Origin of the sequence: Mycobacterium sp. ITM-2016-00318 (assembly GCF_002968285.2) — a bacterium.
GTDB lineage: Bacteria > Actinomycetota > Actinomycetes > Mycobacteriales > Mycobacteriaceae > Mycobacterium.
Genome location: NZ_CP134400.1, coordinates 3208378 through 3221483, shown reverse-complemented (window position 1 = coordinate 3221483; position 13106 = coordinate 3208378). Strand labels below are relative to the sequence as shown.

Below are 13106 nucleotides of genomic sequence, written 5' to 3'. Positions count from 1 at the left end.
CGATCACCGGTGGGGTCCAGTATTGCTGAGCATCACACCTGACGTGATTGGGGACGACGTGAAGTGCACTCGGAAAACGGCGGTGTTGGTCATCGCTGTCATCGCCGCACTGCTGGTCAGCAGCTGCGGTGTCACCGGCGGGGGTGAGGAGAAGGGCTTCCACCGGCTGCGCATGATGGTGCCGAACAGCCCGGGCGGCGGCTACGACCTCACCGCCCGCACCGCGGTCAAGATCATGGAGGACGACGACATCACCGGCCGCGTCGAGGTCTTCAACGTCATCGGCGCAGGCGGGACCGTTGCCATGGCGCGTCTGATGAACGAAAAGGGCAACAACGACCTGATGATGACGATGGGGCTGGGCGTGGTCGGCGCGACCTACACCAACGGATCGAAGATCAAGGCATCGGATGCGACGGCCATCGCCAAACTGATCGAGGATCCCGGCGCCATCTTCGTGCCTACCGACTCACCGTTCAAAACGGTTGGCGACTTCGTCAAGGCGTGGAAGGCCGATCCGTCGAAGGTGACGATCGGCGGCGGTTCCTCGCCCGGCGGGCCCGACCACCTGTTCCCGATGGAGACCGCCAGGGCGGTCGGCGTCGACCCCAAGGCCGTCAACTTCGTCACCTACGACGGCGGCGGCGATCTGTTGACCGCGCTACTGGGCAAGAAGATCGCGGTCGGCACGTCCAGTCCAGGTGAGTTGTCCGACCAGATCGAAGCCGGTCAACTTCGGGTGCTCGCGGTGTCCAGTGAGAAACGGGTCGAGGGCATCGACGCGCCGACCTTGAAGGAGGCCGGCATCAACTTGGCATTCGCCAACTGGCGCGGAGTCCTTGCGCCGCCGGGCATTTCCGACGATGCCAAGCAGGCGATGGTCAAGGTCCTCGAGGAACTGCACGGCACGCAGGGGTGGAAGGAGGCGCTGGTGAAGAACGGCTGGACCGATGCATTCGTGACCGGTGCAGAGTTCGAACAGTTCCTCAAAGACCAGGACCAGCGCGTCTCCTCGACGCTCAGCGAATTGGGGCTGCTATGACAACGACAGAAGAGCCGCGGGAGAACGCGGTCACCAGGACCGTGGACAAGGCGCAGTACCTGGTATGTGTCGTCCTCGTCCTGGTCGGGGCGTTCATCATCTATGACGCGGTGACGCTCGAGGCGGCCTTCGCCAAGGTGGATCCCGTTGGGCCGAAACTCTTCCCGATAGTTATCGGCGTCATCCTCATCGTGCTGGCGGTCATCCTCGCCGTGGCCATTCCCCGCGGTTCGGTCGGCGAGGCCGATGCGGGCGAGGACGTCGACCCGAACATGCCGGGGGACTGGCGCACCGTCGGACTGCTCGTCGCGCTGTTCGTCGCGCTGATACTGCTCGTCAATCCGGTCGGCTGGGTGATAACGAGCACACTCTTCTTCGCCGCCGCGGCAACCATTCTCGGCAGCAGGCACTACGTCCGCAACATCGCGATCGGTCTGGTGCTGGCGCTGGTCAGCTTCTATGGGTTCTACTCCGGGCTCGGAATCCCGCTGCCCGCAGGCGTTCTGGACGGGATCCTGTAAATGAACAATTTCGACTGGTTTCTTCAGGGCCTCAGCGAGGCCGCGACACCGATGAACCTGCTCTACGCGGTCATCGGGGTACTCCTCGGCACCGCCGTTGGTGTGCTACCGGGCATCGGGCCCGCCATGACCGTGGCATTGCTGCTGCCCGTCACCTACAACGTCCCCCCGAGTGCGGCGTTCATCATGTTCGCCGGGATCTTCTACGGCGGCATGTACGGCGGGTCGACAACCTCCATCCTGCTGAACACGCCAGGGGAGTCGTCGTCGGTCATCACCGCGATCGAGGGCAACAAGATGGCCAAGGCGGGCCGGGCCGCGCAGGCGCTGGCGACGGCGGCGATCGGGTCGTTCGTCGCAGGCGCGATCGGCACCGTGCTGTTAGCGGCCTTCGCCCCGCCGATCTCGAGATTCGCTGTGACGCTTGGCGCTCCGTCGTATCTGGCGATCATGCTGTTCGCTCTGGTCGCTGTCACCGCCGTCCTCGGGGCCTCCAAACTGCGCGGCGCGATCTCGCTCTTCCTCGGTCTGGCCATCGGCGTCGTCGGCATCGACTTCCTCACCGGGCAGCCGCGAGCCACATTCGGCGTGCCACTGTTGTCGGACGGAATCGACATCGTGGTGATCGCGGTCGCGATCTTCGCGGTCGGGGAGGCGCTCTGGGTGGCCGCGCATCTGCGCCGCCGTCCTGCCGACGTCATCCCCGTCGGCAGGCCCTGGATGGCACGCGCCGACTGGAAGCGGTCATGGAAGCCGTGGCTGCGCGGCACCGCGTTCGGTTTTCCGTTCGGCGCACTGCCCGCCGGCGGCGCGGAGCTACCGACGTTCTTGTCGTACATAACCGAGAAGCGACTCGCCAAGCGCACCGGACACGATGCTGAGTTCGGCAAGGGCGCGATCGAAGGCGTCGCCGGGCCGGAGGCCGCCAACAACGCCTCGGCCGCAGGCACTTTGGTGCCGATGCTGTCGCTGGGCCTGCCGACCAACGCCACCGCGGCGGTGATGCTGACCGCGTTCGTGTCCTACGGCATCCAGCCGGGACCGACGCTGTTCGAGAAGGAGCCGCTGCTGATCTGGACGCTGATCGCCAGCCTGTTCATCGGCAACTTCCTGCTGCTGGTGCTCAACCTCCCGCTCGCACCGCTGTGGGCCAAGCTCTTGCAGACGCCGCGCCCGTACCTGTACGCAGGCATCCTGTTCTTCGCCGCGCTCGGCGCGCTCGCGGTCAACCTTCAGCCGCTCGACCTCGCGCTGCTGCTGGTCTTCGGACTGCTCGGATTGATGATGCGGCGCTTCGGACTGCCGGTGCTGCCGCTGATCATCGGTGTCATCCTGGGGCCGCGGATCGAACGCCAGCTGCGGCAGTCCCTCCAGCTCGCCGATGGCAACTGGATCGGGCTGTTCACCGAACCCGTCGCGATCATCACCTATGTGCTGATGGCGATCCTGCTGCTGCTACCGCTGATTTTACGGCTGATGCACCGCAGCGAGGAAACATTGCTGGTCGTCGAGGACGACCGCGACATGCAGGAGAAGGCGGCCAAGTCATGACCGACGAACGCTTGCGTGAGGAGCAGACATGATCGTCGTGGGATACAGCGCGGACCCGTACGGGCGGGCGGCTCTCGAACACGGCATCGCCGAGGCGAAGCTGCGCGGCACCTCGCTGCGCGTGATCAATTCGACCGCCGGTGACGCCTACGTCGACGCCAGGTTCGCCCAGCCCACCGAGGTGCACGACATCGAGGAGCGGCTGGCGAACTGCGGGGTCGAATACGAGCTCAGCCAGCCTGTGGGGGTGGACGCCGTCGACGAGTTGCTGAAGACCATGGAACGCGGTGACGCCGACCTGCTGGTGATCGGCATCCGCCACCGCAACCCGGTGGGCAAGCTGCTGCTCGGCAGCGTCGCGCAGCAGTTGCTGTTGGAATGCCCGAAGCCGGTGCTCGCGGTCAAACCGCACGAGGCCTGACGTGGCTTAGGTCACGTTTGTTTCGGTCGCGTTTCGTCCTGCGCGCATGCGGCCACATCGGCCAAGTGAGCGGGTGTTGACGCTGCGGACACGACCGGGCAATCGATGCGGAATGGCTTCGCGTGAGCCTGGATCCCGTGAAGACACTGCGCCGAGACCACAACATCGAGCACTGGGACGCCGAGGACGTCGAGGCCTGGGAGGGCACCCGGGGTTCCACCCCGGGAAAAGTAGTAGCCAAACGCAACCTCGTGTTCTCGATCTTCGCCGAGCACGTCGGCTTCTCGGTCTGGTCGATCTGGTCGGTGATGGTTCTGTTCATGCCGCAGACCACCTACCACATCGACCCGGCCGGAAAGTTCTATCTGGTGGCGCTGCCCACGCTTGTCGGCGCCGCCATGCGGATCCCCTACACCGTCGCACCCGCGAGGTTCGGCGGACGGGACTGGACGATCGTCAGCGCGCTGCTGCTCCTGGTGCCGACGCTGTTGACGCTGTGGGTGATGAAGCGGCCCGACTCGTCGTACACGACGTTCATGATCGTGGCCGCGTTCGCGGGCGTCGGCGGCGGAAACTTCGCGTCGTCGATGACGAACATCAACGGGTTCTACCCGCAGCGGCTGAAGGGTTGGGCGCTGGGCCTGAACGCAGGCGGCGGCAACATCGGCGTGCCCGTCATCCAGCTGGTCGGCCTCCTGGTCATCGCGACCGTCAGCAACACCGCAGCCGAGATCGTCTGCGCCATCTACCTTGTCGCGATCGCGATGGCGGCGCTCTGCGCAGCGCTGTTCATGGACAACCTGGGTAACCAGCGGTCCAACCTCGGCGCGATGACGGAGGCCCTGCGGTTTCGCGACTCCTGGGTGATGAGCTTCCTCTACATCGGCACGTTCGGATCGTTCATCGGGTTCTCCTTCGCATTCGGCCAGGTCCTGCAGATCAACTTCCTCGCAGGCGGCGACAGCCCGGCGCAGGCAGCGCTGCACGCCGCGCAGATCGCGTTCGTCGGGCCGCTGCTCGGCTCGATAGCCCGCCCGTACGGCGGCAAGCTGTCCGACCGGATCGGCGGCGGCAAGGTCACCATGTACACCTTCATCGCGATGATCTTCGCCGCGGGAATCCTCGTCGCCACCGGAATGGTTGACGACGGTGCGCCGTCCGCGCCGACCGGTGGTCAGATGACCGGCTATGTGACCGGCTTCATCCTGCTGTTCATACTTTCGGGCATCGGTAACGGCTCGACCTACAAGATGATCCCGTCGATCTTCGAGGCGAAGGCACAGAGCCGGGACGAATGGAGCCGCGACGAGAAAGCCGTCTGGTCGCGCAGCATGTCGGGTGCGCTGATCGGTTTCGCGGGCGCAATCGGTGCGCTCGGCGGCGTGTTCATCAACGTCGTGCTGCGCGCCTCCTACGTCGGCGAGGCCAAATCCGCGACCAATGCGTTCTGGATTTTTCTCGCCTTCTACGTCGTCTGCGCCGTCGTGACATGGGCGGTGTTCCTTCGGATGCGGCACGCGAGGACCGGGGCGGGCGAGCTCGCAGGCCCGGTTCCCGCGCCCGCGGGATGACCAGTCGATGACGGTCACCCGCACGGCCTGCTCCTACTGTGGCGTCGGCTGCGGCATCGAGGTCACGACCGAGACGGGCGGCGCCGCCGTGATCGCCAAGGTGTCGGGAGACAGGCTGCACCCGGCCAACTTCGGCAGGCTGTGCACGAAGGGCGCGACGCACGCCGAAATGATGGCCGCCGACGACGGACGCCTGAGATCGGCGCTGCTGCGGCCGTCGCGTGACGACGAACCGGTGCCCGTTCCGGTCGACGATGCCGTCGCCGAGGCGGGCAGGCGGCTGCGCGCGATCGTCGACGAGCACGGTCCCGACGCCGTGGCGCTGTACGTGTCCGGCCAGATGTCCATCGAGGCGCAGTATCTGGCCAACAAGCTGGCCAAGGGCTTTCTGCGCACCGTGCACATCGAATCGAATTCGCGGCTGTGCATGGCCAGCGCGGGCACCGGTTTCAAACAGTCGCTCGGCGCCGACGGCCCACCCGGTTCCTACACCGACTTCGAGCACACCGACCTGTTCTTCGTGATCGGCTCCAACATGGCCGACTGCCACCCGATCCTGTTCCTGCGGATGGCGGACCGGATGAAGGCAGGCGCCAAACTGATCGTCGTCGACCCGCGGCGCACAGAGACCGCTAGGCGGGCGGACCTCTACCTGCAGATCAAGCCCGGCACCGACCTCGCCCTGTTGAACGGCCTCCTGCACCTGCTCGTCGAAAACGGCGACATGGACGCGGATTTCATCGCCGAGCACACCGACGGCTGGGCCGACATGCCCGAATTCCTCGCCGACTACCCGCCGCAGCGGGTCTCTGCTATCACGGGCATTCCCGAGGCCGACATCCGCGCCGCGGCACGCATGATCGCCGACGCGGGGGAATGGCTGAGCTGCTGGACGATGGGACTGAACCAGAGCACACACGGCACCTGGAACACCAACGCCATCTGCAACCTGCACCTGGCCACCGGTGCGATCTGTCGCCCAGGCAGCGGCCCGATGTCGCTGACGGGCCAGCCCAACGCGATGGGCGGCCGCGAAATGGGTTACATGGGACCGGGACTGCCCGGCCAACGGTCGGTGGTGTCAGCCGCCGACCGCGGCTTCGTCGAGCAGCAGTGGGGGCTGCCGGCGGGAACGATCCGCGACGACGTCGGTCCAGGCACCGTCGCGATGTTCGAACGGCTCGCCGCTGGCGACATCAAGGCGTGCTGGATCATCTGCACCAATCCCGTTGCCACCGTGGCCAACCGGCGCACCGTCGTCACAGGCCTGCAAGCCGCCGAGCTGGTGATCACCCAGGACGCGTACGAGGCCACGGCAACCAACCGCTACGCCGACATCGTGCTGCCCGCCGCGCTGTGGGCCGAGACCGACGCGGTGATGGTCAACTCGGAACGCAATCTCACCCTGCTGCAGGCGGCCATCCCGCCTGCCGGGCAGGCGCGGCCGGACTGGCAGCTGATCTGCCAGGTCGCCGAGCACCTCGGGTTCGGCGAGCACTTCGACTTCTCCTCCAGCGAAGAGGTTTTCGAGGAGATCCGCCGGTTCTCCAATCCGGTTACCGGATACGACCTGCGCGGCGTGACGTACTCCCGGCTCCGGCGCACACCCCTGCAGTGGCCGTGCCCACCCGACGACGACGCCGACCGGCACCCGATCCGGTACCTCAACGACGGAATCAGCCAGGATCTTTTCGTCGACGCTGACGGGCACCGGCCGCGGCTGGCGTTTCCCACCCCCTCGCGCAAAGCGGTGTTTCACGCGCGGCCCCACATGGAACCGCGCGAACTGCCCGACGACGACTACCCGTTGCTGCTCAACACCGGCCGGCTGCAGCACCAGTGGCACACCATGACCAAGACTGGCCGGGTCGCCAAACTCACCCGCCTCGACAACGGACCGTTCGTCGAGCTGCATCCGACGGACGCGGCCGCGATGGGTATCGCCGACGGCCAACAGGTCGAGCTGGCGTCGCGCCGCGGCCGGGCGGTGCTGCCCGCCGTGGTGACCGAGCGGGTGCGACCGGGAAACTGCTTCGCGCCATTCCACTGGAACGACGAGCACGGCGAGCATCTGACGGTCAACGCGGTCACCAACGACGCCGTCGACCCCGACTCCCTGCAACCCGAGTTCAAGGCGTGCGCGGTGCGCGTCAGCCCTGTCGGCCCGGTACCGGTCCGCACCGTGCACACCGTCGTCGACGAGGGGGCCGGCCCGCTCGTGCTGTGGGCGTCGCAGACCGGCACCGCGGAGGACTTCGCGGCCCGGCTGGCCCGCAGGCTCGGCGAATCGCACCTGGTCAACATGGACGACGTGCCGCTGTCGCGGCTGGCGTCGGCCCGTGACGTGCTGATCGTCACCAGTACGTTCGGCGACGGCGGGCCGCCCGACAACGGCGCCGGATTCTGGGACCGACTCGGTGCCCCCGATGCGCCCGCCCTCGACGGTGTCCGATATGCCGTGCTGGGGATCGGGGACCGGTCGTATGCCGACTTCTGCGGGTACGCGAAATCGATCGACGGCAGGCTGGCCGCGCTCGGCGCGTCCAAACTGCTGGACCGTGCCGAGTGCGAAGCCTACGACAACGGGCCGATGTCGAAGTGGGCCGACGATGTGGCCGACGCGCTCGGCGTGGTCGGGCTGCCGAACACCGTCGCCGACGAACCGTTCACGCGGGCCGATCCGGTCCTCGCCAAGCTGTGCCGCAACTCGGTGCTGACCGCGCCGATGGCGGCAAAAGAAGTGCGGCAGTTCGGATTCGACATCTCCGAGTTCGGCGTTGACTACTCCGTCGGCGACTCGCTGGGCGTGTGCGGGACGAACGGCCGCGACGTCGTCGACGCATGGCTCGCGGCGACCGGCCTGCACGGGGAGGAGAGCGTCGAGGTCGACGGCATGCACCGGTCGCTGCGTGACGCGTTGACCGGTTGCTACGACATCTGCCGTGTCACACCGGATCTGCTGCGATTCGTCGCCGAGAACTGCGCCGACCGCAGGGCCGCGAAGGCGCTCCTTGCCCCGTCGGACCGGCTCAAGAAGTGGCTGGCGGGCCGCAACGGGTTGGACATCGTCGAGGAGTTCAGTGTGCGTGCCGAGCCGTCGCGGTGGCAGAACGTACTGGTGCGGCTGACGCCGAGGAACTACTCGATCTCGTCGAGCCCGCTGGTCAGCCCGCACGAGGTGCAGTTGACGGTGTCGGTTGTGCGCTACCGCGGTCGCCGCGGGGCCCTGCGTGGCGGCGTGTGCTCGACATATCTCGCCGACCGCGCGGGGGCAGCGCCGGTGCCGGTGTTCCTGCAACGGTCTCCGCATTTCCGTCCCCCGCGCGACCCCGACACCCCGATGATCATGATCGGGCCGGGCACCGGGATCGCGCCGTTTCGCGGGTTCCTGCAGGAGCGTCGCGCCCTGGGGCACTCCGGCCGCAACTGGCTGTTCTTCGGTGAACAGCGGCGCAGCGAAAACTATTACTACCGGGACGATCTCGAGGACATGGTCGGCGACGGCTTCCTCAACCGGCTGGATCTCGCCTTCTCTCGGGACCAGGCCGACCGGGTCTACGTACAGCACAAGATGCTCGACTACGGTGCCGACCTCTGGCGCTGGCTGAACGATGGCGCGCACTTCTACGTGTGCGGCGACGCCGCCCGAATGGCACGTGACGTCGACGCGGTCCTGACGTCGATCATCAAGACCTACGGCCGGATGTCGGAAGAGGCCGCACACCACTACAAGCGCGAACTGGTAGCCGACAAGCGCTACGTGCGCGACGTGTATTGACGTTTTACCAGCGCACATTCGTCGGGCATGTCACTATTGCGCATGCGCATCTTGTTTGCCGCCGCGGCGGCGGCCATCGGGCCTGCGATCGTCTGCGCGCCGATCGCGAGCGCGATCCCCGGCTTCGAGTCGTGCCCGATTTACGGCGGCTACCGGATCGACGCGAAGAACGTCGCGTGCGGGGACGCCTGGTTGGTGGACGTCTACGACTGGCAGGGCGCCAAGTTCCAGGCCATCGAGAACTACGACTGCTACAGCGGCACCGTCGACGTGAAGCCGATCGTATTGACCTGTGTATCGCCCGACGGCGAATTGGTGGTTTCGGAGTAAGGACTCTGCGGCCATCATGTCCAGCGACGACACGATCAACGGCATTCGCCGCGTGGATCTGCAGACGCGCGGCCCGTGGCGACGCAGGCTGCAGTGGTGGATGGGCGGTGGGATCGCTGCCAGCAAGCCCGCGCTAGCGATCTTGCGGCGCGTGGCGATGCCGTTCGAGCCGACGGTGATGAAGGTGACGCGCGGTCGATTGACGCTAAGCCCCACGTTGCCGGTGGTGGTGTTGACATCGGTCGGCGCTCGGAGTGGCGAACGTCGTGACGTTCCGCTCGCCTACTTCACCGACGGGGATGACGTGGTTTTGATCGCGTCGAACTACGGAGGTTCGCGGCACCCCGCCTGGTACCACAACGTTCGCGCCCATCCTGAGTGCGAGTTGCACATCGGACCGCGCGGTGGTCGTTTCATCGCACGTGAGGTCCACGGGGCGGATCGCGACCGGTTGTACGAACTGGCGAAGGATCGGCTCGCCGGGGTGTTCGCGTTGCATGAAAAGCGCAGCGGCGATCGAACCATTCCAGTGATGCGATTGTCGCCAGCCTGACGAATTTCGATTGGACAGGGGACCGCACACGTCGCCGATGGCGGGTTGGGACTTTGTCATTGGCAGCGTCGAAGCAGGAACCAGCGCGATCTACTACAACCCTCAGCCCCGCGGCCCTGTGGGTCATCGCGAACATGACCGTGACCAGCACCGGCACGAGCCCACAGTCGTTCTTCGTGCAGAATCAGGAGCTGATTGACACAAACGGTCGGGAGTACTCCGCCGATAGCATGGCTGCAATTTCCGTGAATCCGGAAGGCTCCATGGTTATCGAGTCAAATCCAGGTTTCAGCCTTGCAGTAAGGTGCCCTTTGACGTGCCGCCCGGAACGCAGCCTGCAGCCCTTGAGGTAGAAGATTCCGCGTTTTCTGGTGGAAGCATGGTGAAGTTGTCCTGACAGCAGGACATTGTAGATTTCCTGGCGACACTCTGGCATCGCCGAATTTGCGATGCCGTGGTGTACGGGCCGCCGCTCAACACGTACTGCACTTGCCTCGATGGCCCGGCAAAGTGCGGATTTTGACCCGGACGCCGGGCACGGTGTAACCCCGCAAAACCACAGCACAGCGGCTGTAGCCAGCGAGTGCCTGCCCCGCCAAATTGTTGCCTCCGTAAATATTTGCGCGTTTAAGAAGTTTGATCATGCAAACGAATTGGTACCGCGGATCACAGGTCAGGGGGAATCAAATCAATCAGGAGGAACTATGGAAATCAAGAAAACGGCCATCGGTGTTCTGGGCGGCGCTGCTGTGGGCTTCGGGCTGTTGCTCGCGGCTCCGACGGCAACTGCCGATGAGAACACACCGCCCGATAACTGGGGGCAGGAGGTTAAACTCTGCAACCTGACCTCATGTTATCCGGGTGGTGTCAGCCGTGGCGAGTACGTCCGAGAGCAGGCACGGGATAACCAGGGACCGGGCTATGGGTACGAGATTCACGACGAAGCGAATCCGGGTAAATCAAACCCTAATCCTGGCAATCCCGACAAGCCCTAGCCACGGCATCTTGAAATGGGCGGCCCGCCGGTGCGTGAAGGACCGGCGGGCCGGTCCGACTAGTGACTCTGCCCCACGCATTCCCGTCTGGAGCGTGGGCCGGGCTGCGGACCAGAAATGCTGCCCGGCCCACGGGACGGGCAGCGCCGCGCTCCTTTTCTTCTGGCCGTCGGGCAGAAAGGAAGAAAGAACCCGGCGACCAACAAAGATCTTCAGACGAAACATGCGGCCCCCGAGCTAGTCCCTTGCGTTTACCGGGTTGCGGTGGGGTGAGTCGATCGCCCTGACAGTCGCTGACATCGAGTTTTCGAAGCGCCGTATTTCGTTGCCCCGCAACGCTGTCCAGGTTGGGCACTTTCAGGGGGCAGACGAAGGGTAAGCAGAGTCGGACGGTGGCCGGTAGCGGCATCGGTGCTGTCTCGGCTGGCGGCGCCGTGCGAGGACCGCTCGACGAGCGATTTGTTGTTCCCAGCACGCAGCGGCGGGTATCTAAAGCGTCCGAGCTACGACTCAACAGGGTGGTTCGATTGGCCGGTCGAGCGCGCTCAGGTGCAGACAATCACGCCGGGCGATCTTCGGCTCACATGCGCGAGTCTGGCTGTCAGCTCGGGCGCGAATGCCATTGCGGTGTCGCGGATGCTCGGCAACAAGGACCCCGGCGTCACCTCGTAGATCTATGCGGACTTGTTCGCAGCGACCTTGATGCGGTGGTCGTCAGTCTGGGCGCAACGATTTCGGCCGATAGCGTCCAAAGCGTGTCCTGAGCACCTACGGACCGCCGCCGTAAGCGGAGGAAAAGCGTTGTTTAACCGCCTCGATGTGGCTAAGTAATTGTGTGTCCGAGGGGGGACTTGAACCCCCACGCCCGTTAATAGGGCACTAGCACCTCAAGCTAGCGCGTCTGCCATTCCGCCACTCGGACCTGCTCTGGGCAGCTAAGGCTATCGGATCGACAAGCCCAGGCTCAAACTCGCCAGCAGGGCAGGTGGTAGACAAGGTGACTGTGAGCCAACCCCTCGACGCAGCCGACGAGGTGGTCGACCTCGTCCGCGCGCTGATCAGGTTCGACACCTCCAACACCGGCGAGCTCGAAACCACCAAGGGCGAGGCGGAATGCGCCCGCTGGGTGGTCGAGCAGCTCGAAGAGGTCGGCTACGAGACCGAGTACATCGAAGCGGGCGCGCCCGGTCGGGCCAACGTCTTCACCCGGCTGAAGGGCGGCGACTCCTCGCGGGGCGCCCTGATGCTGCACGGGCATCTCGATGTGGTGCCCGCCGAGGCGTCGGACTGGAGCGTGCACCCGTTCTCCGGTGCGCTCGAAGACGGCTACGTATGGGGCCGCGGCGCCGTCGACATGAAGGACATGGTCGGCATGATGATCGCGGTCGCCCGCGCGTTCAAGCGCTCGGGCACCGTCCCGCCGCGCGACCTGGTGTTCGCCTTCGTGTCCGACGAGGAGGCGGGCGGCAAGTACGGGTGCAAGTGGCTGGTCGACAACCGGCCCGACCTGTTCGAAGGCGTGACCGAGGCGGTCGGCGAGGTCGGCGGGTTCTCGCTGACCATCCCGCGGCGCGAGGGCGGGGAGCGCACCCTCTACCTGATCGAGACCGCCGAGAAGGCCATGAAGTGGATGCGGCTGACCGCGCGCGGGCGCGCTGGCCACGGCTCGATGGTCCACGACAACAACGCCGTGACCGCCGTCGCGGAGGCGACGGCGAGGCTTGGCCGCCATCAGTTCCCGATCGTGTTGACCGACTCCGTCGAACAGTTCCTGTCGGCCGTCGCCGAGGAGACCGGCTACACCTTCGACGTGAAATCGCCCGACATCGAGGGTGCCATCGTCAAGCTCGGGCCGATCGCCCGGATCGTCGGTGCGACACTGCGCGACACCGCCAACCCGACGATGCTCAAGGCCGGTTACAAGGCCAATGTCATCCCCGCGACCGCGGAGGCGGTGGTCGACTGCCGCGTGCTGCCCGGCAGGATGGCCGCCTTCGAACGCGAGGTCGACGAGATCATCGGCCCCGACGTGAGCCGCGAGTGGATCACCGACCTGCCCGCCTACGAAACGAGTTTCGACGGCGAACTTCTCGACGCGATGAACAACGCGCTGCTGACCGCCGACCCCGACGCCCGCACGGTGCCCTACATGCTCTCGGGCGGAACGGACGCGAAACACTTCGCCACGCTGGGGATTCGGTGCTTCGGGTTCGCGCCGCTGAAGCTGCCGCCCGACCTCGACTTCGCCGCGCTGTTCCACGGCGTCGACGAGCGGGTACCCGTTGATGCGCTGACATTCGGCGCCCGGGTTCTCGAAGAATTTCTGCTGCACTGCTGACCACAC

At 65.7% G+C, this 13106-nt stretch carries 10 protein-coding genes and 1 tRNA gene; 10 read left to right on the top strand and 1 reads right to left on the bottom strand.

Annotated elements, in window-relative coordinates; genetic code table 11:
* Window positions 1–82: 82 nt before the first annotated feature.
* From C6A82_RS15870 to C6A82_RS15830, 9 genes are all read left to right on the top strand, one after another.
* Window positions 83–1042 carry a tripartite tricarboxylate transporter substrate binding protein gene (locus tag C6A82_RS15870; RefSeq protein ID WP_233216856.1) on the top strand — a complete coding sequence of 320 codons (960 nt, stop codon included), beginning with the start codon at window positions 83–85 and terminating at the stop codon, window positions 1040–1042.
* On the top strand, window positions 1039–1563 hold the full coding sequence (locus C6A82_RS15865) for a tripartite tricarboxylate transporter TctB family protein (RefSeq protein WP_105343861.1): 525 nt from the start codon (window positions 1039–1041) through the stop codon (window positions 1561–1563). The genes C6A82_RS15870 and C6A82_RS15865 overlap by 4 nt, the downstream gene beginning before the upstream one ends.
* Window positions 1564–3114: a tripartite tricarboxylate transporter permease gene (locus C6A82_RS15860; protein WP_105343859.1), complete on the top strand. Its 1551-nt coding sequence runs from the start codon at window positions 1564–1566 to the stop codon at window positions 3112–3114.
* A 28-nt stretch (window positions 3115–3142) separates the two neighbouring features.
* A complete protein-coding gene (locus tag C6A82_RS15855; RefSeq protein WP_105343858.1) occupies window positions 3143–3535 on the top strand; it encodes a universal stress protein in 393 nt (130 codons plus the stop codon).
* 137 nt (window positions 3536–3672) lie between these two features.
* The gene (locus tag C6A82_RS15850; RefSeq protein WP_311101377.1) at window positions 3673–5106 is read left to right on the top strand and encodes a nitrate/nitrite transporter; all 1434 of its coding nucleotides are present in this window, start codon (window positions 3673–3675) and stop codon (window positions 5104–5106) included.
* A 7-nt stretch (window positions 5107–5113) separates the two neighbouring features.
* Window positions 5114–8884, top strand: a complete 3771-nt coding sequence (locus C6A82_RS15845; protein ID WP_105345460.1) for a bifunctional nitrate reductase/sulfite reductase flavoprotein subunit alpha — start codon at window positions 5114–5116, stop codon at window positions 8882–8884.
* 42 nt (window positions 8885–8926) lie between these two features.
* The gene (locus C6A82_RS15840; RefSeq protein WP_142405963.1) at window positions 8927–9214 is read left to right on the top strand and encodes a hypothetical protein; all 288 of its coding nucleotides are present in this window, start codon (window positions 8927–8929) and stop codon (window positions 9212–9214) included.
* Between the two features lie 16 nt (window positions 9215–9230).
* Window positions 9231–9767: a nitroreductase/quinone reductase family protein gene (locus C6A82_RS15835; RefSeq protein WP_105345464.1), complete on the top strand. Its 537-nt coding sequence runs from the start codon at window positions 9231–9233 to the stop codon at window positions 9765–9767.
* A gap of 497 nt (window positions 9768–10264) precedes the next feature.
* Entirely contained in the window at window positions 10265–10762 is a 498-nt protein-coding gene (locus C6A82_RS15830) for a hypothetical protein (RefSeq protein ID WP_233216936.1), read from the top strand.
* An 836-nt stretch (window positions 10763–11598) separates the two neighbouring features.
* Here the strand turns inward: C6A82_RS15830 and C6A82_RS15825 are convergent.
* Window positions 11599–11684, bottom strand: a tRNA-Leu gene (locus tag C6A82_RS15825).
* A 75-nt stretch (window positions 11685–11759) separates the two neighbouring features.
* Here C6A82_RS15825 and C6A82_RS15820 point away from each other — a divergent pair.
* Entirely contained in the window at window positions 11760–13100 is a 1341-nt protein-coding gene (locus tag C6A82_RS15820; RefSeq protein WP_233216937.1) for a M20/M25/M40 family metallo-hydrolase, read from the top strand.
* Window positions 13101–13106 lie beyond the last annotated feature (6 nt).